Source organism: uncultured Rothia sp., from assembly GCF_963507905.1.
GTDB lineage: Bacteria > Actinomycetota > Actinomycetes > Actinomycetales > Micrococcaceae > Rothia.
The window spans coordinates 237,180-259,072 of sequence record NZ_CAUOUU010000001.1 but is presented as its reverse complement, the minus strand read 5'-3'; the positions used below and the strand labels follow the sequence as shown (position 1 = coordinate 259,072).

Sequence of the window (21,893 nt, the reverse complement as noted above, 5' to 3'; positions counted from 1 at the left end):
GGCGCTTTTATGACAAACCACTCGTAAATTCTGGTGATAACCACGCACCACCCGTTCTACCGACACATCCTCGATAATGGAAGAATGTACGTTCTGCTCAGTCCTGCCACCGGCGCGGGTATTACCGCCCAGACCGGCACCCCCGCGCACCCGGTCACGTCGGCTATTGCCGCGGGTGCGTCGTCGCGCGGTGCTCAACCGGTGACCTCGTGGGGTGCTTTTCATTTTTCGGCGCCGACCGCTGAACAGTTGCAGGACCCGACCTTTATTCCGCGGATTACGCGGGCGGATCGGGTGAGCGCGGCGAATCTTCCAGCGTATGTTCGAGAGGTGGAGCGGCAGGCGGCAGATTCGGCGCAGGCGCGTTTCCCCCGCTGGATTTGGGCTGATACCCGCCACGTTGACCCGCTGCTTCTGCGCCGCGGGGTGCGGGTGCATCTGTGCCATGATTTGCGTCTGGTGCAGCGAATTTTGGCGACTGCCGCTACGCATCCGAGTGGTTTTGTGGAGTACAGCCCGGTGCTGGATCTTTCTGATGTGCGTGAGGCGGCCGAGCCTCAGGGGTATCTGCCGGTGGCTCGGCAGATTCAGGGTCAGGAGGAGCTGTTCGGCGCTGATTTTTTGAGTGCGCCCGCTACCTCTTCCGCCGCACTCGCCGGTTCTCCTGATGATTCCTCCCCAGATTTCCTGGAGGCGGCGCCTCATGAGCCTTTTGCCCCGCAGTTGGCGGCGGGCCCGGTGACTCTGCTGCCGGAGCATCCGGTGGTGCGTGTGCTGATACGTGAATGGCTGGCGCAGGCGCGCGCTATTAGCGAGTCGAGGCACCCGGAGCGGCTGCGTCTTTTGGCGGCGGCTGAGTCTGCTGGTGCGTTGGTGGCGGCTGAGATTGGTTATTACGGCATCCCGTTTAATGTGCAGGCGCATCATGAGCATCTGTGCGAGTTGTTGGGTCCGCGTCCGGTGCCTGGGGAGCGCCCGCAGAAGATGCAGGAGTTGGCGGAGCAAATTCAGCGCATGCTGTTTATGCCGTCGTTGAACCCGGATTCGCCGCAGGATCTTTTGCGTGCTTTGCAGTCTTCGGGGGTTTCGGTGAAGTCTACGCGTTCGTGGGAGTTGAAGAGTTGGGCGGAAGCGATTCCGGCTCAGCGGCAGAAGCGTTGGGCGCTGATTGACCCGATTTTGCGCTATAAGAAGCTGTACCGTATTTGGACTGCTAACGGCTGGACGTGGGCTGATACGTGGGTTTCTGAGGGCGCATTCCGCCCGCATCTTGAGGTGGGTGGCGCCGCGACGGGGCGCTGGGGTGCTTCCGGCGGTGGTGCGTTGCAACTGCCTGCGGAGATTCGTCAGGCGGTGCAGGCGCCGGAGGGTCAGGTACTGACGGTGACGGATGGCTCGCAGATTGAGCCGCGTATTTTGGCGGCGTTGAGCCGTGATGAGGCGCTCGCTTCGGCGGGTCGTGGCGCTGACCTGTATGCGGGTATTGCCGAGCTGGCGCGCATGAAGGGTGTGGGTTTGACGGAGCGTTCCTACGCGAAGGTTGGCATGCTGGCGATTATGTATGGCGGCCGCAGCGGTGAGATTGGTGCCCTATTGCCGCATGTGGCGGCGCTTTTTCCGCAGGCGATGGACTTTACGGAGCGCGCCGCGCGCATTGGTGAGGCGGGCGGTCAGGTGACGACTTTTTTGGGTCGTACGTCCCCGCCGGTGGATGAGCGTTTCCGTGAGATCGTGGCTGATCGGTCTTCGCCGGCGGCTGAGTCGCGTGCGGTGTCGACTGCGCGTGCACACGGGCGTATGACCCGCAATTTTATTGTGCAGGGTACGGCAGCTGAGTGGGCTCTGTGTTGGATGGGCGCGGTGCGTTCTCGTCTGTTGTCGGAGCGGATTTTTGGTATGCCGATGCGCACCCGCATTGTGTATTTTTTGCACGATGAGCTTCTGCTGTGCGGCCCCGAGCTGGAGGCAGATCGCGTGGAGCGTATTGTGCGTGAGGGCGCTGCGGAGGCGGCGCGTCTGCTGTTCGGTCGGGTGCCGGTTGATTTTCCGGTGTCGGTGGCGCGGGTGCGCAACTACGCAGACGGTAAGTAATCAGCGGTAAATAATCAGCCGCGCATAAGCGGCACCGTGCAACAAAAAATAGGGGCGGCAGGTAGCTTCCTTCAAGCTACCCGCCGCCCCTATCTGCACCCTATATCCGCTGGTCAGGCGTTTATTCTGCGATGAGCTTTACTCCTCGTAGCCGGGTGCCGGGCGCATCTTTTTCTGATCCCAGGGCACGGTCCAGCCGAGCGAGTCGAAGATTCGGTCCAGCAGAATTGCGGTGAATCCCCAGACGGTGAATTCTTCACCGCCGGGCATGCGCACCTCAAAGGCGGGGGTGCGGTGTGAGGTGCGGCCACGTTTGACGTAGGCGGTGTGCCGGTTGGCGGGGTTGAGCAGGTCGCGCACGGGCACGCGGGCGATGAGCGCGGATTCGTTGTGGTCGACGACCTCGACGGGCACGGGGCTGTTCCACCAGGCAAGCACGGGGGTAACCATGAAGTTGCTGATGGGCAGCGGCAGGGTGCGCAGCTGGCCGAGGATCTGCACGCCGACGGGGTCGAGCCCGGTTTCTTCGACCGCCTCACGCAGGGCGGCGATGTGGGCGACGGGTTCGCCGGTGGTTTCGGCGAGTGCGTAGTCTTCGGGGTCGATTTTGCCGCCGGGGAAGGCGGGCTGACCGGCGTGTGAGCGCAGGGTTGCGGCACGCACGAGCAGGAGTACGTCCAGGTCGGCGCTGACGTTTTCGGGGCAGCCTTCAAAGTCGCCGGTGGAGGGCGAGTCGTCGAGCACGCCGAAGAGAATTAGCACGGCGGCTTCTTTACTCAGGGGGCTGGCGGGTGCGCTGCGCAGTAGGGCTTGGACGTCGAATTCCACGCCGCCTTCTGCGAGAGCCGTCAACGTCTGCTGGGCGGGGTGCTGCGCCTCCTGCTGGGGCGAGTTTTCGCTCATCTGTGTACCTCTTTTCTGCGCGGGCTGCTTTCCGGTTCGGGCGCCGTTAGGCGCTGAGCGGGTAGCCTTCAGCCATGAGTTCGCGGCGGGTTGCGCCCTGCAGGAATCGCAGGTGCAGGTCTTCTCGACCGGGCGCCATTTCGTATTTCATGAGTTTACGTGCTGCCTGTTCGTTCGTCTCCCCGGCGCCGTAGGACGGGCAGAGGTCGGCAACCGGGCATACGCCGCAGGCGGGCTTTTTGGCGTGGCAGATGCGGCGGCCGTGGTAGACCATGCGGTGTGAGAAGAGCGTCCAGTCTTTGCGTTCGATGAGTTCGGCGACGTCTTTTTCGACCGTCTCGGGGGCGTCTGCGGTGGTGAATCCCAAGCGGCGGGCGAGGCGTCCGAAGTGGGTGTCTACGGTCAATCCAGGCACGTCGAAGGCGTTTCCGAGCACAACGTTTGCGGTTTTGCGACCGACTCCGGCGAGTTCTACGAGCTCTTCAAGGGTGGAGGGTACCTGCCCGTTGTGGCGTTCGACAAGCTGCTGGGAGAGGGTGACGATGGAGCGTGCCTTGGCGCGGTAGAAGCCGAGGGACTGAATGTAGGGTTCGACTTCTTCGGGGCGTGCGGAGGCGAGCGCGGCGGCGTCGGGGTAGCGTGCGAAGAGCGCACCGGTGACAGAGTTGACGCGCACGTCGGTGGTTTGCGCCGAGAGCACGGTGGCGATGAGCAGCTCGAAGGGGTTGTCGAAGTCGAGCTCTGCGACGGCGTAGGGGTAGGTTTCACCGAGGATGCGGTTAATCTTGCGGGCGCGGCGCACGGTGGCGAGGTGGCTTTCGGGTGCGCGTGCCTTGAGGCGGCGGGCTGCTGCGGCTGCCTTGAATTCGGGGACGAAGCGAATCTGCAGGAGCGATTCGGCATTCTCTGCCGCGGTGTTCTGTGCGTCTACTTCGGTGCGGATGGCGTTCTCGGTCATAGCGCGAGGTTACCGGGCTTTGGGTGTGTGCGGTAGCGAGGTTCACCGTACTTAGCTCGTGGCGTTTCTCGCCCCTCCCCGTCATTTTCTGGGCAGTTCGCGTCGGCTCCTGCTGTGCGGTCGCTCGCTGTGCCACACTGGTTTTATGTCAGATACGATTTTTGTGCTTAATGGACCGAATTTGAACCTGCTTGGGCAGCGCCGCCCCGAGGTGTACGGCTACACCACTCTGCACGATATTGAGCGTATGGTGCGTGAGCGCGCGGCGGCTCATGGTTTTGATGTTGAGTTTATGCAGTCGAATCATGAGGGTGCGCTGGTGGATGAGATTCAGCGTGCTCGTACCCGTGGTGCGGCGATTATTATCAACCCGGCGGCGTATACGCACACGTCGGTGGCGCTACATGATGCGCTGGAGGCGGCTGAGCTTCCGGTGGTTGAGGTGCATCTGTCGAATGTGCATCGTCGTGAGGAGTTCCGTCATCATTCGTTTGTGTCGCCGCAGGCTACTGCGGTGATTGCCGGTGCGGGCGCATACGGCTACGTTATGGCGGTTGATTTCCTCGCCCAGCATTTGGCGGAATAACCCAGCGCAGCACCTCGCTGAGTAGCAGCACAGCATCTGGGCGGAATAGCCCCGCCTATCCCCCCCTTGTTAAACAGTTCAGGCTCCCGTTCCTCGTGTGAGGGCGGGAGCCTGAACTTTTATCGCTATCTAGCGGCTAGCTACTTGCGGCAGGTGCCGGTGGAGACTGCGGCGGTGTTGTCGCCGCCTTCAGCCAGTGCCTGCTTGAGGGTGCTTGCGGTGATGGCGTAGCCGGTCTGGCCGCTGGTTGCCTTACCGAAGATCATGCCGACCACGTTGCCGTTTTCGTCGAGGACGGGGCCGCCGGAGTTGCCGTGCTGCACGTCGGCTGCCAGCTGGTAGACCTGGCGCATGGCGTTGGCGCGGCCGGTGTCGGCGTCGATGGTCTGGGTGTTGCCGATGCCCTGCACGGTGGCGGGCAGTGCCTTGAACGGGCCGCCCTTGGGGTAGCCCATGAAGGTTACGAGGCTACCTGCGGCGGCGTTGGTGCCGATGTTCAGCGGTTCGAGCGGCAGCTTGGGAACGCTGATGAAGGCGATGTCCTGTTCGCTGTCCATGTAGACGACGGTGCCGGGCCAGGTGCGGCCGCGGGAGTCCTGCACGACCGGGGAGGTCACGCCGGCGACCACGTGGGCGTTGGTGACGACCAGGCCGTTATCTGCCACGAAGCCGGAGCCGGTGGAGGTGTAGCTGCACTGCTCTGCAGCGCCCAGAATCTCAACCACGGAGGCTGCCGCCCGATCCAGCGCCGCGGATTCTACGGTCTGGGTGGGGGCGCTGGTTTCGGGGGCGATGAGCTGGCTGACTTCCGGAATGGTTCCGAAGGCGAGCACGTCATTGCGTACCGTGTTGATGCGGTCCTTGACGACCTCGGGGGTGGCAGCGACCATCCATGAGAGGGTCTTGGAGTCGCTGAGCGCAGTGTTGAGCTGCGGGATGGGTACGGTGCGCATGGAGATGGTCAGCACGACCATGACCAGGGCGCAGGCGGCGAGGTTCAGCACGCCGCCGAAGAAGCGTTCAATGCCCTTGAGTGGGGTGATGTCGGTGACACGGCGGATGGTGCGTCCGGCAAGGAGGCCGAGCCACTGTCCGATGGTCAGGCAGATGATGAGCACACCGACGGCGGTAATGAGGCTCCACTGGGATCCCACGGATGCCACGGCGAGGGGCACGAGCCAGGCTGCGGCGCAGACGCCCAGGCCGAGGCCGAGGAAGGTTCCGAGGGTGGTGAAGAATCCGCTGCGGACTCCGGCGAGGAAGTAGAGCAGCAGGATGATGGGGATAGCAATATCAAGCAGGTTGATGCCAGTCGTCATGACTAATTGCCTCCTTGGTGGGTAGAAGTGGTCACGGTGTGCCCATCGTGGTTGGTGCGGGTTATGCCCGGTGAGTGTGGTGGCGTATGTTGGGCCGATAAAGTACACACCTGAATGCCTGATATTAGGCGGTGAACCTGTGGGGAAGCTTTGAATTTGCCTGAAAGAAATAACTTTTGTTGTAAAGCTCGCTGTATCGGAATGCATAAAGCGCTTTTTTAGGGTACGCTCATATCAGTTGAATATGTCACACTAGCTTGAGCCTTCTCACATTTCAGATGTTGAGATGCATGACACCGGTTCGGGCTCACTCACTGAACATTTACGAGTTTCGGCTCATCACCTCATATCTAGGAGAACTTTATGGATCTCGAGATCCTCCGTCGTACCCCTCTCTTTGCGAACCTCGACGACGCAGCTTTCGCTCTGCTGACCGATGACATTCAGGAGATTGACCTCTCCCGCAACGCCGTCCTCTTCTACGAGGGCGACCAGGACGACCAGCTCTTCGCTGTGCTCTCCGGTAAGGTCAAGCTGGGTCGCACCGCCGCTGACGGCCGCGAGAACATGGTTGCAATCATGGGTCCCGGTGACGTCTTCGGCGAGATGGCTCTCTTCGATCCTTCGCCCCGTTCGACCAACGCTGTGGCTGTCTCTGAGACTCGCCTGGCTGCCATCAAGCACGAGTCCTTCAAGCGTGCACAGCAGCTGGATCCCACGATCTCCGATCAGGTCATTAAGACTCTGGCTCGCCGCCTGCGCCACGCTAACGAGGCGCTGGCTGACCTGGTCTTCTCTGACGTTCCCGGCCGCCTCGCTAAAGCGCTGCTGGACCTGGCTGACCGCTTCGGCCGCCCCGCGACCGACGGCGTGCTCGTTGCTCACGAGCTGACTCAGGAAGAGCTGGCACAGCTGGTTGGTGCATCCCGCGAGACCGTGAACAAGGCTCTTGCCGAGTTCGTTTCCCGCGGCTGGATCCGCCTGGAGGCACGCGCAGTTGTCATTCTGGACCTGCCCCGCCTGCGCCAGCGTTCCCGCTAAAGACGCACGACTTAAAAGATCAGGAGCCGTTTCCCTCTGCATGGGGAAACGGCTCCTGATGTCTTTAACGCTTCATCTCACGAGATCTTACGAGCGAGTGGATGCGGCAGTTCGTTAGAGCGCGCCCATCGCACCGGTGTACATGGAACCGGTTGTAGCCGGAACCACCTCGGTGAAGGAGAGCATGCACGCACCATTGTGGGTCACGAGCACGGGCTTCTTCACCTCAATCTTGCGGCGCTTGGACAGCCACGCCACGGAAGTCTGCGCCTTCGCCAAAGATTCGAGCATGCACATCACGCCGGGGGTAATGAGCTGGTCGAGGGTACGGCCCACCGTGTTGGGCTGGCCGATGCGGTCACCCAGTTCGCTGGTGTCCTTGGCTTCGAGCAGTTCACGCACGTTCAGCCAGTCACCCCACACGCCCTTACCGAGTAGCAGCTTCGGGTCCTGGCCCACGGGCAACGCCGTGGTGAAGTAGGCGATATCGTAGCGCTTGAGGAAGAAGTCCGGGGACTGCCAACGCGCGACCGGGCGCAGCAGGTCAGCGCGCACACTTAAACCGCTGGAGGTCAAGAAGTCAGAGAAGCTCTTATCCTGAGCCGCGACTGCCTCGCGCCAGGCCATGAACTCAGGCGTGCTGGAGTGCTCCACGACGTCCTGGTCGTCCTCGCCGGCAAGCAGAATGCCGGTCTCCTCGAAGGATTCACGCACGGCAGCCATGACGCTGCGGCGTGCCTGCGCAATATCGGAGAAGTGGAATTGATCCTGCCAGTAGTCGGCGCCGGGGCCGACCCAGGAGGCGGACTCATCATCACCGGGAAGAGCCGTGCCGCCCGGGAACGCCACCACGCCCAGCGGAGAGGTGCCCGGGCGGTAGGTCAGAATCGTTTCGAGGCCGTTGTCGCCATCGCGCACAAAAATAACGGATGCCGCCTGGCGCATCGTGCAGCCGGTCGCTCCTTCGTTGCCACCTTCGCGCCAGCTTTCGGCGGCGGTGCGCATGAACTCAGGGACCGCGTAGAGACGCTGAATGCAGGAGGTTCGCGGGTTAGCCGCGGACTGGCGGCCGGTAAACATACGGGGGCGCTCCACGCCCTCAGCCGGGGTAGGAGTACCGAAGCGGCGTTCCTGTACCGGCAGGGGTAGAGTCTTGATGTTTTGGGCGGTGCCGTTGTCCCGTGCGGATTCGGTGCGTGCAGTCTTGTCAGGAGCGTCCTGCGCTGCCCGCTGAGCTTGGGCAGCACGAATAGCAGACAGCGGCAGAGCGCCGGTGTACAGCTTAGACATACTCAACGATGATCTCGACCTCTACGGGCGAATCCAGGGGAAGAACGGGAACACCCACGGCGGAGCGGGCGTGCTGGCCTGCCTCGCCGAAGATTTCGCCGAGCAGTTCGGAGGCGCCGTTAATGACGGCGGGCTGAGCGGTGAAGTTCACCTCGGATGCCACGAAGCCAACGACCTTCACCACACGCTGCACGCGGTCCAGGTCGCCAATAACGGACTTGACTGCTGCCAGGGCGTTGAGCAGGCAGATACCCGCGTACTTCTTAGCGTCCTCGGGGGTCACGAAGCCTTCAGCGCCGGAGTCGGACACCTTACCGGTTTCGGGCAGGGCGCCGTCGACGAAGGGCAGCTGACCGGAGGTGTACACGTAGGAGCCGGAGGTTACCGCGGGAACATAAGCGGCAACGGGGGCGGGTGCTACGGGCAGTTCGTAACCGAGTTCGCGGATACGTGCTTCAATACGGGATTCAGTCATGATTACTCCAGAAGGATGGAGGGTGCGGGCACCCAAACGGTGATAGGGGAAATGCCGTAAACCTAAACGCTACTGATATTCAAGCAGCTGTTAAACGGCTAACCGGCGGCCTGCCTCATCTATTCCCACCCTCCCCTATAGGTAGGGGAAAGTGGGGTTGAGGTGACCGCCGGGTGCGCTGCTTTTAGTCAGCCTTCTCGCGCTTAAAGTAGGCGATAGGGTTGCCCTGAGTCGGAGCGACCATGTTCGACGCGGGGGTTGCACCGGCAGGTGCGGATGCGCCGGGGAGAACAGTTACGAGCTCCCAGCCGTCTTCACCCCAGTTGTCGAGGATTGCCTTGGTCGTGTGGATCATCAGCGGTACAGTTGCGTATTCCCATTTCTTCATACCCTCTAGACTATCGCCCGGTGTTCAATAAGTAAAAGGGATTCACTATGGTTTTGGTCAATATCCGGCGCTTTTGGGGACTTTATTCTCAGGGCTGAGAAACCCGCGTCCCTGTGGGGTGCCGAGACGGGCTATCTCTCACAGCTTCATGGGATAAACTGAATGAATGGCTTCATCTAAGAAAACCCGTTCGCGTCGCCGTCCGGGAGATTTTTTGCAGTTCCTCGCGTTCAGCGTGATTGCCGGTTTCCTCGCGGCAATTATTGTCGTACCCCCTGCCGTGAGCTTGGGTATGGTCACGAACGCGTCGATGTCATGGTTCCAGGACCTTCCTGACGACATTGCCGATGGCATCTCTTCCCGTCCTTCTACTATTTACGCTGCTGACGGTAAGACCGAAATCGCGACCTTCTTCGAAGAGAACCGTGAGCCGGTCAAGCTGGATCAGATTTCTCAGCATATGAAGGACGCTATCGTCTCAGTTGAGGACCGTGATTTCTACAATCACGGCGCTGTCTCTGCTATCGGTATCGGTCGTGCGTTCCTGAACAACATCATTAACTCCAACAGCGGCCGCCGTCAGGGTGCATCCACCCTGACCCAGCAGTACGTTAACAACCTCATTGTTGATGCCGCTGTGGCTCGTGGTGAGGACGCAACCGCAACCCTGAACGGTAACAAGACGTACGCTGCAAAGATTCGCGAAATGAAGCTCGCGATCTCTATGGAGCAGAACAAGTCCAAGGACGAAATCCTCGAAGGCTACCTGAACATCGTGAACCTCGGCGGTTCCAACTACGGTGTTGAGGCTGCGGCACAGTACTACTGGGGTATTTCCGCTAAGGACCTGAACGTGGCGCAGTCCGCGCTTCTTGCCGGTCTGGTGCAGGCACCGAACGTGTACGACCCGACCGTGAACCCCGAGCTGGCTCGTGAACGCCGCGACATCGTTCTGGGCACTATGCTCCGCGACGGCAAGATTACCGACAAGGAATACAGCGACGCCATCGCCAGCGACATTAAGCTCAACGTCCACCCCAAGCCCCAGGGTTGCTCCCTGGCAGGCGATAAGGCGTTCTTCTGCCGCTACGTGGTCAACTACCTGCTGCAGGATGAGTCCCTCGGCGCAACCGCTGAGCTGCGTAACACCGCCATCAAGCGTGGCGGCCTGAAGATTGTGACCACCCTCAACCCCGAGGCTCAGACCGCGGCTAAGCAGGCAGTTGACTCCACCCAGCCGGCTGCAACCAACTGGAATGACATCAACTCCGCGCTGACCAGTGTTGAGCCCGGCACCGGCCGCGTCATCGCGATGGCACAGAACACCGAGCTCGGTAGCCCTGCAGACGCAAACGATCATTCTAAGACCGAGTACAACTACAACGTTGATGTAGCGTACGGTGGTACCCCTGGCTTCCAGCCCGGTTCGACGTTCAAGCCGATTATTCTGGCTCAGTGGCTCATCAGCGGCCGCGGCGCTAACGCTACCGTGAACGGTACCCAGCTGTTCTGGCCCACCAGCTTCGGTTGGAACGCCAAGTGCTACGAGGGCGGTAAGTACTACTACACCGGTCAGCCGAACGGCTGGTCCTACAAGAACGCGTTCAACGGTGGCCTAGGCTACAACACCGCGGCGTACGGTATTCGCCAGTCCTTGAACTCGTACCTGTACGGCATGCTCTCCCAGATTGACCTGTGCGATGTACACGACCTGTCAATCAAGATGCACGCCCTAGACGGTCTCGGCGAGCCGCTACACAGCATCCCCGACCTGGGTACCAACATTGGTGGTACCACGCACGGTATCTCCCCGCTGACCAGCGCATCCATGTACGCTATCTTCGCGTCTGAAGGTAAGTACTGCGCCCCCCGCCCCATTGAGAAGATCACCAAGACCGACGGTGAGACCCTCAAGGAATACCAGAACCAGTGCGAGCAGGTTCTGGATCCGGATATTGCAAACGGTGTCAGCTGGGTTCTGAAGGGCGTTATCCAGCCCGGCGGTTCCGCATCTCAGCGCGGCATTGGTCTGCCGAACGGTTCGGCTGCGAAGACCGGTACGAACGATAACTCCTCCCAGACCTGGCAGGTGGGCTACACTCGTGGCCTGTCTACCGCGTCTTGGGTTGGTTCCAACAACCTTGGCTTCCGCTCCATGAACGGTGTGGGCATTAACGGTCGTGTTCTGAACTATGTGGATGGTGCGACCTACGCCGGTGCTCAGTGGCAGTCGTTCATGAAGACGATCGCTCCGAAGTACAACACGAAGGACTTCACCACCCCCAGCGATAAGATTCTGTCGTACAGCTAGAATCACAGCTCATCAGCTGAAGCCTGAAAGGCGATTGATCATGTGTGAAAACGCAGTCAACGCCCGCGTCCCCGTGGCGGTCCCCGGCGCACGCGGCTCCTCCCCGCTCCTGAAGAAGGTTGCGGGGGCGGTAGCCGCCACTGCAGCCTTGGGGGCCGCCACGGCGGCGTATGGGCACTTTATTGAGCTGAATAATTTTCAGCTCCGCACCGAGTCTCTGCCGGTGCTGCCCGCCGGTAGCCCCGACTTCAGGATTCTGCACATCTCGGACATGCACATGATTCCGGGCCAGCGGAAGAAGACCGAGTTTATGCACTCGCTGACCGCACTCGAGCCGGATCTGGTCATGAACACGGGCGACAACCTCTCTCACGTGGGCGGTATGGAGCCGCTGTTGGAGGCGCTCGACCCGCTGATGGATTTCCCCGGCGTGTTTGTGCCCGGCTCGAATTGCTATTTCGCGCCCATTTTCAAGAATCCGGCACGTTACCTGTGGCAGCCACGCACCCCGCAGATGATTGAGGAAGGCTCGCGCGTAGCCCTGCCCATTGAGCGGATGCACGACGCCTTCGAGTCGCGCGGCTGGACGGGCCTGATCAACCGCTACGACACGCTGAACCTTAAGGGTCTGCGTCTGGAGTTCTCCGGTGTGGATGATCCGCACCTGCGTTACGATGAGCACCCCGGATTCGCTCCCGGCGCCTTCGATGAGGGGGACGAGCCGAGCGTCCGTATCGGCGTGGCGCACGCCCCCTACATGCGTACCCTGTACCGTTTCGTGCAGGATGGTGCGCAGGCTATTTTTGCCGGCCATACGCACGGCGGTCAGGTCTGTCTGCCCGGCGGTCATGCCCTGGTCAGTAACTGCGATTTGCCGCCTTCGCGTGCGAAGGGTGTCAGTGAGCAGTCCGGTATTCCGGTTCAGGTTTCTGCCGGTTTGGGCACCTCTCGTTTTGCTCCGGTGCGTCTGTTCTGCCCGCCGGAGGCAATCCTGGTGACCCTCACGGCTCGCGATAAGGAGCAGCCTACCGCCGCCGCTTCGGCAGGTGGTCGCCGCTAATGTCTGAGGCTTCTACAGCACACACGGCTAAGCGCCGCCGTAATCCTTTCCTGGAGACGGCGAGCGAACCGACCCCCGACCCAATCGACTACGCACACGGTCAGCGTGCCCCGCGCACCCTCGCCGCGTATGCGCGTCCGATTCGTGTGCGCTGGGGCGTGGGTCTGCTCGTGGCGTTCGGTGCCGGTGCCCTTGAGATTTCCATCCCGCAGGTACTGCAGATTATTGTGGATCATCTCTCGCAGAGCACCACCGAGAGCGCCATCTGGGTTGCCGGCGGCATGGTGCTTCTGCTGGGTATTGCGCACGCTTCCTTCATGTATTGGAGGCGCTGGCTGATTGTGGACCCGACCTCCACGATTGAGCTGTCCATGCGCATGAACTTCTTTGACCGCCTGCTCAGCGCCCCGCTTTCTCTGCTGGACCGCTGGCCGTCCGGTCAGTTGCTGACCCGCTCCATGAGCGATTTGGGCACGATTCGCCGCTGGTTGTCCTTCGGTATTGTGCAGTTGCTGACTGTTGCGGTGATGTTCCTGGTCGGTGGCTTCTTCATGCTGCGTTCCTCGCCGTCCCTGGCGCTGGTGTTCGTGGTGACCGTGCCGATTCTGGTGCTGTCGCTGGTGAACTTCACCCGCAAGTACTACCGCGCCTCGCATGAGATTCAGCAGATGACGGGCGATCTCTCAACTCGTATTGAGGAGTCGGTGCGCGGTATCCGCGTGATTAAGGCGCTGGGCCGCTCCCCCGAGCAGATTCAGGAATATTCCGAGTCCGTGGATGCCCTGCAGGTGCGCGAGTACGGCAGGTCGATGCTGGTGGCTCGCGTTGCCCTGTACCAGGGTCTGATTGTGGGTGTCTCTACGGCGGTGGCGCTGGCTGTGGGCGCTTCGCAGGTTGCGGCGGGCACCCTGAGTCTGGGCGCGATGACCGCCTACTTTGCGGTGCAGACAACCGTGCTCAGCCACGTGACGCGCTCGACCGCGCTGATGTCTGCCTATTTGAGCTATAAGGTGGCGCTCGAACGCCACAACGAGGTCATGGACGAGCCCGGCTTTGAGGCCGTGCCGCTGGTCCGTGGCTCCGGGGCTGTGTCTGAGCCCGAGCATCCGCTGGGTGCTTCTGATTCGTCAACAGTAGCTGGAGTGTCTGCCGAGGGCGGCTCCGGGAAGGAAACTATGCAGTACCCCAGCGGTGGCGCAGTATCTGTCGCTTTCGATCACGTTCAGTTCAGCTACGACGCAGCCGAGGTCCCTGCCAAGCCTGCTGTTGAGGCAAACTCTGCGGTTAAGGCACCCGAGGTGTCTGTTCTGAAGGACGTAGACTTCAAGGTCTTCCCGGGCGAGATTCTGGCACTGGTCGGTGCAACCGGTAGCGGCAAGTCCACCGTGCTCTCGCTGGTTCCGCGTTTCTACGAGCCGACCTCCGGCTCCCTGCGTTTTGGCACCCGAGATACCGCCGACATGTCCGTTGAGGAGGTACGCGCCCAGACCGCGTTCGTCTTTGAGGAGGCGGTGCTCTTCTCCGGCACGGTCCGTGAGAACGTGCTGATGGGCGTTGCCGAGCAGTACGAGCGCGGCACCGAGGATGAGGACTACCCGAGCCAGGAAGAGCTGGAGGCGACCCTGAACACCGCGCTGCAGCTGGCTGCGTGCGATTTCGTGGCGGAGCTTCCGCAGGGTCTGGATACCGTCATTGGTGAGGAAGGCATGAGCCTGTCCGGTGGTCAGCGTCAGCGCCTGTCCTTGGCGCGCGCCCTAGCGAAGCGCCCCTCCGTGCTACTGCTGGATGACCCGTTCTCGGCGCTGGATGTGAACACCGAGGAGCGTATTATTACCGGCCTGCGTGAGGGCTTGGAGGGTCTGGGCGGCGCTACGACCCTGCTGACGGCGCACCGCCCCTCCACCGTCGCGTTGGCGGACCGTGTGCTACTGATGGTTGATGGTGCCGTGGTCGCTGAGGGCACTCACGCTGAGCTGATGGACTCTTCGGAACAGTACCGCCAGCTAATGACGATGGAGGAGGGCTAATGGCCCATCATCGTCCGGCGGAACGGCGGGAGGAGTTGAGCCCGCAGGAGCGTGCGGAAACTCGAGAGCGCTCGATGGCTCTGCTGCGCCAGATGTTGCGCCCGCACCGTGGGGCGTTGGCTCTGTCGATTATTTCGGTGCTTTTGGTGTCGGGTTCCTCGGCGATTGCGCCGATTCTGATTGCCCGCGTTTTGGATAGTTCCATTGAGCCGCTCAAGCAGGGTAACGTTTCTCCCCTGCTAACCCTGCTGGCGTTCTTCGTGGCGGCTACCGCGGTGACCGCGATTTTCTCGTGGGTCAACGTGGCGTACACGGTGCGCGTGTCGCTGGGCGTGGTGGTGTACCTGCGTAAGCGGGTGTTCCGTCACGCGCAGTCGCTGAGCGTGTCGTTCCATGAGCGGTACACTTCAGGCAAGGTCATTTCGCGTCTGACGAGCGACATTGATACGGTCCGCAGTTTCTTGGATAGCGGCATCAGCCAGTTGGCGATCACGTTGCTGTCCATGGTGATTTCTGCGGTCGCTATTTTCCTTCTGGATTGGCGTATTGGTTTGCTCATGCTGGCGATGGGCGTGCCGATTTACTTTTTGACGCGCTGGTTCCAGAAGGCGGCGGTGCCGGTTTTCCGCACGATGCGTACCGAGTCTGCGCATTTGACGAGCCGTTTTGTGGAGACGTTTACGGGTATCCGCGCGGTGAAGGCGTTTGGTGCGGAGGCGCGGATGCGCACCGAGTACGCTCAGGCGGCGGAGCGTTACCGCCTGGCGGTGATGGATTCGATTAAGATTTTCGGTGTTTATGCCCCAACCCTAACGTTATTGGGCAATCTATTTATTGCCGGTGCGCTGGTGCTGGGTGGTTATGCGGTGCTGGGCGGCACCATGCAGATCGGTACCCTGCTGGCGCTGGTGATTTACGCGAACCGCGTGTTTGAGCCGGTCATGCAGCTCTCTGAGTTCTACAACATGTTCCAGTCGGCAATGTCTGCGCTGGAGAAGCTGTCGTCGTTCTTGGCTGAGGAGCCGGAGGTTGCCGAGCCGGAGCATCCGCATGAGCGCGCTGTAGAGCCCGCAACCGAGTCTGCAACTGAGTCTGTTACTGGCGTTTCTGGCAGCGTGACCGGCACGGTTCGCGGCGCCCTGGTGGAGCTGGATTCGGCGGTCTTTGGGTACACCTCGGATCGTCACGCTCTGAAGGAGACGAGCCTGCGCATTGAGCCGGGTACGACCGTGGCACTGGTGGGTGCTACGGGTGCCGGCAAGTCGACGATTGCTAAGCTGGTGGCTCGTTTCTACGATGTTTCATCCGGTCAGGTGCGTATTGATGGCGTGGATGTTCGCCAGCTGGCGGATGTGCAGCTGCGCCGTGAGGTGCTCATGCTGACCCAGGAGGTGTTCTTATTCTCCGCGTCGATTCTGGAGAATATCCGTATGGGTAACCCGCAGGCGACCGATGAGCAGGTGAAGGCTGCCGCGAAGGCGGTGGGTGCTGATGCGTTCATTGAGCGTCTGCGTGACGGCTACGAGTCGCAGCTGGGTCGCGGCGGTATTACCCTGTCTGCGGGTCAGCGTCAGCTGGTGTCCTTTGCTCGCGTGTTCTTGGCGAATCCGCGGGTGCTGATTCTGGATGAGGCGACGGCTTCGCTGGACATTCCGAGTGAGCGCGCGGTGCAGGCGGCGCTGCGGACCGTGTTGGCGGGGCGTACGGCGCTGGTGATTGCGCATCGCCTCTCGACGGTTCTGGGCGCTGATCGTGTGCTGGTGATCCATGAGGGCTCCGTGGTGGAGGATGACTCCCCGCAGCAGCTGATTGCCTCCGGTGGTCGTTTTGCGGCGATGTACGCCTCCTGGGATGAGCTGAATCAGGTTCAGGAGGCTGAAGCCTAGAACCTTTATGTGCCTCTCCCCGACCGGCGGCGTACCGCGGTGTTGCGTTCTGATTTTTTTTGGGTTATCCTAGGTGAGTTGCCTACGGTATTCGCTGATAGGTCAACATCGGGATGTGGCGCAGCTTGGTAGCGCGCGTCGTTCGGGACGACGAGGTCGCAGGTTCAAATCCTGTCATCCCGACAGCTAGCCCCGGTCCACTGGATCGGGGCTTTGTCGTACCCGCAGTATTTCTGGCGCAGATTCTGGCGCAGATGTTGAGTACATAGAAGCGGCCCTCTACCTGTTCGGATACGCAGGTAAAGGGCCGCTTTCTAGGTTGTGGCTCTAGGTTATGTTCTTCAGCCCGCTTAGCCGCGCCCGGAAATGAGGGCGAGAATCGCCTCCAGGGGGCCGCGTCCGGCAACGGAGCGCGCCACGCGCGACCAGAGGGTGCAGAAGCCCAGGGCGATAGCGGCGCCGAGCAGCAGGAAGACGCTCCAGTACACGGCGGTGCCCCAGCCTCCGGTGGCGACGTAGTGCTCGCCCGCGGTGAGAGCCTTAACGGTGGGACCTGTGTAGATGATGATTCCGCTCAGCACAATGGATGCGCTCAGCGACATCTGGCCCAGGCGAGCGATCGGGGTGAGCATTCCCGCCTGCGCGGAGAGCAGGCGCGCGCATTCTGCCCAGAAGTACAGGGTTGCCGCCAGGTTCAGGGTCAGTAGCACCTGCGGGCTGTTGAGGAATCCCAGCTCGGTGTAGGGGTTGAAGGTGCGGTAGACGGCGAGCGCCAGCACGGCGAGTACCACGGGGATTGCGAGCTTCGCCTGCAGACTGTCGTAGAGGCGCACGAGCACGATGCCCAGGCACATGACCCAGATGAGCTGTGCACTCTGCGCGTGGTTGACGCCGTGGGTTGCGAGGAAGGGCAGCTGCACGGCGGTCCACTGGTCGGCCCGAGCAGCTACGTCCATGAGGAGGGTGTAGGTCCAGGTGATGAAGGGGCTGGTGACGACCGCCAGCGCGGCGACCGCCCACAGGGGCAGGTGCACGACGAATAGGGTGAGCAGGGTGAGCAGCGCCAGGTGCACGAGTATGTCGAAGGGTAGCGTGTAGCTGAAGCCCTGTGCCGGTACGGTTACTCCGGCTTGCGGCAGGTAGGTGATGCCCTGCATGAGCGCCACGCCGAGCAGAAGCAGGGCGAGGAATCGCACGATGGTTCCGGCGAAGAGTTGCGGGAAGTTCGCGGTGCGTGCGTACCGCCAGGCGGCTGCGCCCAGGATCGCGGCGAAGAGCGGTTCGGCGGGTACGAGGGTCTGCGGGATCCAGAACTTCCAGGAGACCGGGATTAGCTGCAGCCAGTATCCGAAGGGGATGAGCAGGCTGAGCACGGCGAAGGCACGGGCGAGGTCGAGCCCGAGGTCGCGTCGGGTGCCTCCGAGGGAGGCGGCGCGTGCCCCGCTGCTGACGGTGGGGATGGGTTGAGTGCGCCCTGCTGCCATGTCCTCGCTCCTTGTAGTGCCGTGTTTGAGAGTCTGTGCGCCGTGCCAGGGGTGTACTCTGCTAGGGGTGTGCGCCCTGCCAGGGTATCTGCCGCACCCGGTAGTGTGTGCCGGATGCGCTGGCATAGGTGTTAAGTGTAACGGTGGAAGCTGTGTCTGTTCGGGCGATGGCGCGGAGGTTTTGCTCTCATGCCACTTCCGTCCCGGCTGTTGGCGAGAGCCTCTTGCCCCTAGTGAGTGCTGTTCAAGTGTTGTTGCACGAGGTTGGGTGTGTACCATTGATACGTTCTTATACGGTGGGACGATCCCGCGAATGCTTCGCCCCGGATTACTTTTCTGTACGCGCCCCACCTGTACATACACCACGTTGAGGTTTTATGTTTTCGACTTTATCCCCTCTTTTTCTGACGGATTTGGGGACTTCTGGTGCTCTTCTTGCTTCGGGCACGACTCTTTCGGAAGGGTCGAGCCACGATAGCGGCCAGTTTGTGTCCATTTTCTGGATTACGTTGGTTGCGTTGCTGTCGCCGATTCTTTCGCGGCTGACGGGTAAGAAGATCCCTGATGTGGTTTTCCTGCTCATTTTTGGTCTGCTGATTGGCCCGAATATGCTCAACCTTGCCAGCAGCGAGGGCGGTATCCCGCTGCTGAAGGAGCTGGGCTTGGGCATGCTCTTTTTGATTGCGGGCTTTGAGATTAACGTGTCCTCGCTGCGTAGCCGCCAGGGTTATAGCGCTATTGCCACATGGTTTGTGTGCTTTGCTTTGGGTATGGCGGGTGCGGCGGTGATTACGTCGTTCTCGCATGAGCTGAATACGTATATTGCGGTGGGTGTGGCGTTGAGTTCCACGGCGTTGGGTACTCTGCTGCCGATGTTGAAGTCTCACGGTGCCGCCGGTACGCCGGTGGGTAATGCGGTGCTGGTGCACGGTGCTGTGGGTGAGCTTCTGCCGATTTTCGCTATTTCACTGTTGTTGTCTTCGCGTTCGCCGGGCATGGCGTTTGTGGTGCTACTGGCATTTATGGTGGTTGCGGTTGTTACGGCGCTGATTCCTCACCGTCTGTTTGCGCATGTGCCGGGTCTACGTCAGATTATGGCTGCGGAGGCGAATACGACCGGCCAGACGGTTCTGCGTCTTGCGATGTTCCTGCTGGCGACCCTGATCATGTGTACTGCCCTTTTTGATTTGGATGCGGTGCTGGGCGCCTTTGCGGCGGGCCTAATTCTGCGTACGCTGACCCCTCCGGCGGCTCTGCATATGATAACTCACCGCCTTGAGGTGGTTGGCTTTACGTTCATGATTCCGCTGTTCTTTGTGGTCAGCGGTATGGGCATTGATGTGTCTGCCGTGGTGGCTAATCCTTTGGGTCTGCTTGCCGTGGTGGTGGGTATTCTGCTGTGCCGTGGTGTTCCGGTGCTGTTGGCGGAGCATTTCTTCGATACCCGTTCGGGGTTGGCCACTCGCGCGCAGAAGGTGCAGTTGGCGTTGTATTCGGCTGCGGGTCTGCCGATTATTGTGGCGGTGACGGAGGTTGCGACCAGTTCGGGTCTTCTGGAGAAGTCCACGGCGTCGCTGCTGGTTGCCGGTGGCGCGCTGACGGTTCTGCTGTTCCCGCTGTGGGCGTTGGGTATTCGTCAGGCGTTTGGTTCTGCTGAACCATCTGCGCAGGCGCCGAGCCGTAAGGAGCAGATGAATGCGCTGAAGGCTCAGCGTAATGCTCAGACAAAGCTTGCCACGGGCGTGGTTCCGGTGGTTCGTCTAAAGTCGCAGGCTGATGCTGCCTCCAATGCCGCTACCGCCCCTGAATCATCTGAGGCTGCCGCCGAGGCGAAGAAGGATAAGGGCTCGGCAGGGGGTTCTGCGCAGAAGTAGCTGCGGCTACGCTGTGGTTTTTCGGCCTTTCATGGGCGGGTCAATAAGCCGGTGTGAGGGGGGTATCCCGCTTACAGTCACCTCAACCCTATGTGGGATTGGGTTTACAAAACCACACACAATGCCAGACAGTCAAAGCCCTGTAAACCAACATGCATCCCACATATAGAGTCAAAGCCCGCCGCATCCTCCATAGAGGCTGCGGCGGGCTTTTTGCGCCCGAATGCCCCGATAAATCGGGGGAAAATGAGAATCTTCCTTAAATTCGGATTTTTAATGCAAATATTACAGAACATGACGTGTCTTAGCTTTCTCAACTGACACCTTGTCCTATAAAATTGAAAGCGGACAGGGAATTTCCCTGAAACACACATAAACCAACATACATACACAGAGTCGCTTCCGCCCCAGCGGGAGCTGGCGCACCTCCCCTCTCACACACGGGAGGTGCTCCTTTCGGGAGTATCCACGACGATACCCCCGGCGGCTCCCAACCACGGAGGAGGATCATATGGGTCAGAAAGGTAATTATTTCTAACCTCACATCTCAAGGCCTCGCACTGAATCCTAACGATTGTCTGCACACACAGTCATTTCCGAAGGAAATATCATGCACCAACTACTCCTCACCGCGAGCACTGGTGGCGTAGAGCTGGACTTCCCGGCCTGGCTCCGAATTACGCACTTCATCAATTTCATTATGATGGGCTTCCTGATTCGTTCAGGTTGGGAAGTTCTCGCCTCTCACCCCCGCCTGTACTGGAACAACCACTGCACCCCGGGTTCCGAGTGGCTCAAGTTCACCAAGGACAAGGTCCCTACCACCCCCGGCGCATTTACTGCGCGCGATGACCAGCGCACCCTGTCTCCCCTGATTTCTCTGCCCGGTAAAGCCCAGATTGGTCTGGGCCGCGCATGGCACGCGCTGGTGACCGTCATCTGGATCGTTAACGGTCTGGTATATGTCTCCCTGTTGTTCCTGACCGGTCAGTGGCGCCGTATCGTCCCGACCAGCTGGGATATCATCCCGCAGGCGTGGGAATCCATCCAGATTTACGCTGGCTTCCAGATTCCCTCGATTGAGCATTTCCAGCCGTACGACGCTCTGCAGCAGATTATGTACTTCACCGTGGTGTTCATCGTGGCACCGCTGATGATTGCAACCGGCCCGATCATGAGCCCGGCATTCTGCGGCCGCTTCCCCGGCTACGTGCGTCTCTTCCGTAACCGCCAGACCGCGCGTTCCATCCACTTCCTGGGCATGGCGTTCTACTGCGTCTTCACCGTCATTCACGTGGCGCTGGTATTCGTGGTTCACCCCCAGTACAACATCGCCCACATGATGCTGAACAAGCCCTACAACGAGGTGGACGCAGCACAGTTTGCTCAGGCAGTCACCATGCTCATTGGTGGCATTGTCTTCGCTGTGGCTCTGTGGATTTTCGCTTCGTACTGGTCCCTGCGCGACCTGCGATTCACCCAGACCTTCATTTGGGGTCTGACCCAGCCGATTCGTAACGTCCTGCTGGACCGTATCACCTCGCGTCAGGTGCAGAAGAAGACCTTCACCGATGCGGATATCTCCCCCTTCCACTGGGTTAACACTCGCCCGCCGACAGAGCGTGAGAGCACCGAGTGGAACCGCCTGAAGGAACACGAGTTCGTCGACTACCGCCTGGAGCTGGGTGGTCTGGTGAAGGAATCCAAGTCCCTGAGCATTGATGACCTCAAGAAGCTGGGCAAGGAAGTTAACATCACCATGCACACCTGCATGCAGGGTTGGACCGGCATCGCCAAGTGGGAGGGTGTGCGCCTGCGCGACGTCCTCGCACTGGTCGAGAAGACTGACGACGCCCGCTACGTTATGGTGACCTCCTTCGGCCACGTGGGCCACACCTACGACGGCCGCCCGACCGAACCCTACTACGAATGCCTGGACATCTCCATGGCAATGGAAGATGAGACCATCCTGGCGTGGGGCATGAACGACAAGCCCCTGCCGGATGTGTACGGTGGCCCGCTCCGTCTGCGTGCGGACTCCATGCACGGCTACAAGATGGTCAAGTGGGTTCAGAAGATCGAGTGGATCAAGGATTACCGCGATGTTGGCGATGGCCAGGGCGGTAGCCGCGAGGACTCCGGTCTGCAGCACTTCGACGCACGCGCCTAAGCACCCACACGGGGCGCTACGACGCTAACC

At 60.8% G+C, this 21,893-nt stretch carries 16 protein-coding genes and 1 tRNA gene; 10 read left to right on the top strand and 7 right to left on the bottom strand.

The window, feature by feature from the left end; genetic code table 11:
• Window positions 1-84 precede the first annotated feature (84 nt).
• Window positions 85-2,091: a bifunctional 3'-5' exonuclease/DNA polymerase gene (locus RQ593_RS01085; RefSeq protein ID WP_311449576.1), complete on the top strand. Its 2,007-nt coding sequence runs from the start codon at window positions 85-87 to the stop codon at window positions 2,089-2,091.
• Window positions 2,092-2,229: 138 nt separating this feature from the next.
• Here the strand turns inward: RQ593_RS01085 and RQ593_RS01080 are convergent, their stop codons facing one another.
• Together RQ593_RS01080 and nth are read right to left on the bottom strand one after the other, a co-directional pair.
• Window positions 2,230-2,994: a CoA pyrophosphatase gene (locus RQ593_RS01080; RefSeq protein WP_311449575.1), complete on the bottom strand. Its 765-nt coding sequence runs from the start codon at window positions 2,992-2,994 to the stop codon at window positions 2,230-2,232.
• A 46-nt stretch (window positions 2,995-3,040) separates the two neighbouring features.
• Entirely contained in the window at window positions 3,041-3,952 is a 912-nt protein-coding gene (nth, locus tag RQ593_RS01075) for an endonuclease III (RefSeq protein ID WP_294644974.1), read from the bottom strand.
• A 145-nt stretch (window positions 3,953-4,097) separates the two neighbouring features.
• Here nth and aroQ point away from each other — a divergent pair, with 145 nt between their 5' ends.
• Window positions 4,098-4,538: a type II 3-dehydroquinate dehydratase gene (aroQ, locus tag RQ593_RS01070; RefSeq protein ID WP_049353885.1), complete on the top strand. Its 441-nt coding sequence runs from the start codon at window positions 4,098-4,100 to the stop codon at window positions 4,536-4,538.
• A gap of 140 nt (window positions 4,539-4,678) precedes the next feature.
• Here aroQ and RQ593_RS01065 read toward each other — a convergent pair whose 3' ends face one another.
• Complete coding sequence (locus tag RQ593_RS01065) at window positions 4,679-5,857, bottom strand: MarP family serine protease (RefSeq protein ID WP_311449574.1); 1,179 nt, start codon at window positions 5,855-5,857, stop codon at window positions 4,679-4,681.
• A 363-nt stretch (window positions 5,858-6,220) separates the two neighbouring features.
• Between RQ593_RS01065 and RQ593_RS01060 the strand changes: the two genes are divergently transcribed.
• Window positions 6,221-6,898, top strand: a complete 678-nt coding sequence (locus tag RQ593_RS01060; RefSeq protein ID WP_012902921.1) for a Crp/Fnr family transcriptional regulator — start codon at window positions 6,221-6,223, stop codon at window positions 6,896-6,898.
• Window positions 6,899-7,012: 114 nt separating this feature from the next.
• Here RQ593_RS01060 and RQ593_RS01055 read toward each other — a convergent pair whose 3' ends face one another.
• The 3 genes from RQ593_RS01055 to RQ593_RS01045 form a co-directional block, all read right to left on the bottom strand.
• Window positions 7,013-8,188 (bottom strand): NUDIX hydrolase, encoded by a 1,176-nt coding sequence (locus tag RQ593_RS01055; RefSeq protein WP_311449573.1) that lies wholly within the window; start codon window positions 8,186-8,188, stop codon window positions 7,013-7,015.
• The gene (locus tag RQ593_RS01050; RefSeq protein WP_049338331.1) at window positions 8,181-8,663 is read right to left on the bottom strand and encodes a RidA family protein; all 483 of its coding nucleotides are present in this window, start codon (window positions 8,661-8,663) and stop codon (window positions 8,181-8,183) included. The genes RQ593_RS01055 and RQ593_RS01050 overlap by 8 nt, the downstream gene beginning before the upstream one ends.
• Before the next feature lie 184 nt (window positions 8,664-8,847).
• Window positions 8,848-9,051 (bottom strand): hypothetical protein, encoded by a 204-nt coding sequence (locus tag RQ593_RS01045; RefSeq protein ID WP_005504647.1) that lies wholly within the window; start codon window positions 9,049-9,051, stop codon window positions 8,848-8,850.
• Window positions 9,052-9,217: 166 nt separating this feature from the next.
• Between RQ593_RS01045 and RQ593_RS01040 the strand changes: the two genes are divergently transcribed.
• The 5 genes from RQ593_RS01040 to RQ593_RS01020 all read left to right on the top strand — a co-directional run bounded on the left by RQ593_RS01040 (window position 9,218) and on the right by RQ593_RS01020 (window position 16,518).
• Window positions 9,218-11,362 carry a transglycosylase domain-containing protein gene (locus RQ593_RS01040; RefSeq protein ID WP_311449572.1) on the top strand — a complete coding sequence of 715 codons (2,145 nt, stop codon included), beginning with the start codon at window positions 9,218-9,220 and terminating at the stop codon, window positions 11,360-11,362.
• A 40-nt stretch (window positions 11,363-11,402) separates the two neighbouring features.
• Complete coding sequence (locus tag RQ593_RS01035) at window positions 11,403-12,422, top strand: metallophosphoesterase (RefSeq protein ID WP_311449571.1); 1,020 nt, start codon at window positions 11,403-11,405, stop codon at window positions 12,420-12,422.
• The gene (locus RQ593_RS01030) at window positions 12,422-14,449 is read left to right on the top strand and encodes an ABC transporter ATP-binding protein (RefSeq protein WP_311449570.1); all 2,028 of its coding nucleotides are present in this window, start codon (window positions 12,422-12,424) and stop codon (window positions 14,447-14,449) included. The genes RQ593_RS01035 and RQ593_RS01030 overlap by 1 nt, the downstream gene beginning before the upstream one ends.
• Window positions 14,449-16,335 (top strand): ABC transporter ATP-binding protein, encoded by a 1,887-nt coding sequence (locus tag RQ593_RS01025; protein ID WP_311449569.1) that lies wholly within the window; start codon window positions 14,449-14,451, stop codon window positions 16,333-16,335. Before RQ593_RS01030 ends, RQ593_RS01025 begins: the two co-directional genes overlap by 1 nt.
• A 109-nt stretch (window positions 16,336-16,444) precedes the next feature.
• Window positions 16,445-16,518: transfer RNA gene (locus tag RQ593_RS01020), tRNA-Pro, on the top strand.
• A 167-nt stretch (window positions 16,519-16,685) separates the two neighbouring features.
• Here the strand turns inward: RQ593_RS01020 and RQ593_RS01015 are convergent.
• A complete protein-coding gene (locus tag RQ593_RS01015; protein WP_311449568.1) occupies window positions 16,686-17,819 on the bottom strand; it encodes a hypothetical protein in 1,134 nt (377 codons plus the stop codon).
• A 488-nt stretch (window positions 17,820-18,307) separates the two neighbouring features.
• On the opposite strand from RQ593_RS01015, the gene RQ593_RS01010 reads away from it, so the two are divergent.
• Window positions 18,308-19,693 (top strand): cation:proton antiporter, encoded by a 1,386-nt coding sequence (locus RQ593_RS01010; RefSeq protein ID WP_399525225.1) that lies wholly within the window; start codon window positions 18,308-18,310, stop codon window positions 19,691-19,693.
• Between the two features lie 610 nt (window positions 19,694-20,303).
• Window positions 20,304-21,863: a molybdopterin-dependent oxidoreductase gene (locus RQ593_RS01005; protein WP_060824325.1), complete on the top strand. Its 1,560-nt coding sequence runs from the start codon at window positions 20,304-20,306 to the stop codon at window positions 21,861-21,863.
• Window positions 21,864-21,893 lie beyond the last annotated feature (30 nt).

What these genes read in the sequence shown, in the direction of transcription:
- RQ593_RS01030 (WP_311449570.1), top strand. Translation starts at nt 12,422, where the DNA reads ATGTCTGAGGCTTCTACAGCACACACGGCTAAGCGCCGCCGTAATCCT.
- RQ593_RS01040 (WP_311449572.1), top strand. Translation starts at nt 9,218, where the DNA reads ATGGCTTCATCTAAGAAAACCCGTTCGCGTCGCCGTCCGGGAGATTTT.
- RQ593_RS01005 (WP_060824325.1), top strand. Translation starts at nt 20,304, where the DNA reads ATGCACCAACTACTCCTCACCGCGAGCACTGGTGGCGTAGAGCTGGAC.
- RQ593_RS01060 (WP_012902921.1), top strand. Translation starts at nt 6,221, where the DNA reads ATGGATCTCGAGATCCTCCGTCGTACCCCTCTCTTTGCGAACCTCGAC.
- RQ593_RS01045 (WP_005504647.1), bottom strand. Translation starts at nt 9,051, where the DNA reads ATGAAGAAATGGGAATACGCAACTGTACCGCTGATGATCCACACGACC.
- aroQ (WP_049353885.1), top strand. Translation starts at nt 4,098, where the DNA reads ATGTCAGATACGATTTTTGTGCTTAATGGACCGAATTTGAACCTGCTT.
- RQ593_RS01080 (WP_311449575.1), bottom strand. Translation starts at nt 2,994, where the DNA reads ATGAGCGAAAACTCGCCCCAGCAGGAGGCGCAGCACCCCGCCCAGCAG.
- RQ593_RS01055 (WP_311449573.1), bottom strand. Translation starts at nt 8,188, where the DNA reads ATGTCTAAGCTGTACACCGGCGCTCTGCCGCTGTCTGCTATTCGTGCT.
- RQ593_RS01065 (WP_311449574.1), bottom strand. Translation starts at nt 5,857, where the DNA reads ATGACGACTGGCATCAACCTGCTTGATATTGCTATCCCCATCATCCTG.
- RQ593_RS01025 (WP_311449569.1), top strand. Translation starts at nt 14,449, where the DNA reads ATGGCCCATCATCGTCCGGCGGAACGGCGGGAGGAGTTGAGCCCGCAG.
- RQ593_RS01035 (WP_311449571.1), top strand. Translation starts at nt 11,403, where the DNA reads ATGTGTGAAAACGCAGTCAACGCCCGCGTCCCCGTGGCGGTCCCCGGC.
- RQ593_RS01050 (WP_049338331.1), bottom strand. Translation starts at nt 8,663, where the DNA reads ATGACTGAATCCCGTATTGAAGCACGTATCCGCGAACTCGGTTACGAA.
- RQ593_RS01015 (WP_311449568.1), bottom strand. Translation starts at nt 17,819, where the DNA reads ATGGCAGCAGGGCGCACTCAACCCATCCCCACCGTCAGCAGCGGGGCA.
- nth (WP_294644974.1), bottom strand. Translation starts at nt 3,952, where the DNA reads ATGACCGAGAACGCCATCCGCACCGAAGTAGACGCACAGAACACCGCG.
- RQ593_RS01085 (WP_311449576.1), top strand. Translation starts at nt 85, where the DNA reads ATGTACGTTCTGCTCAGTCCTGCCACCGGCGCGGGTATTACCGCCCAG.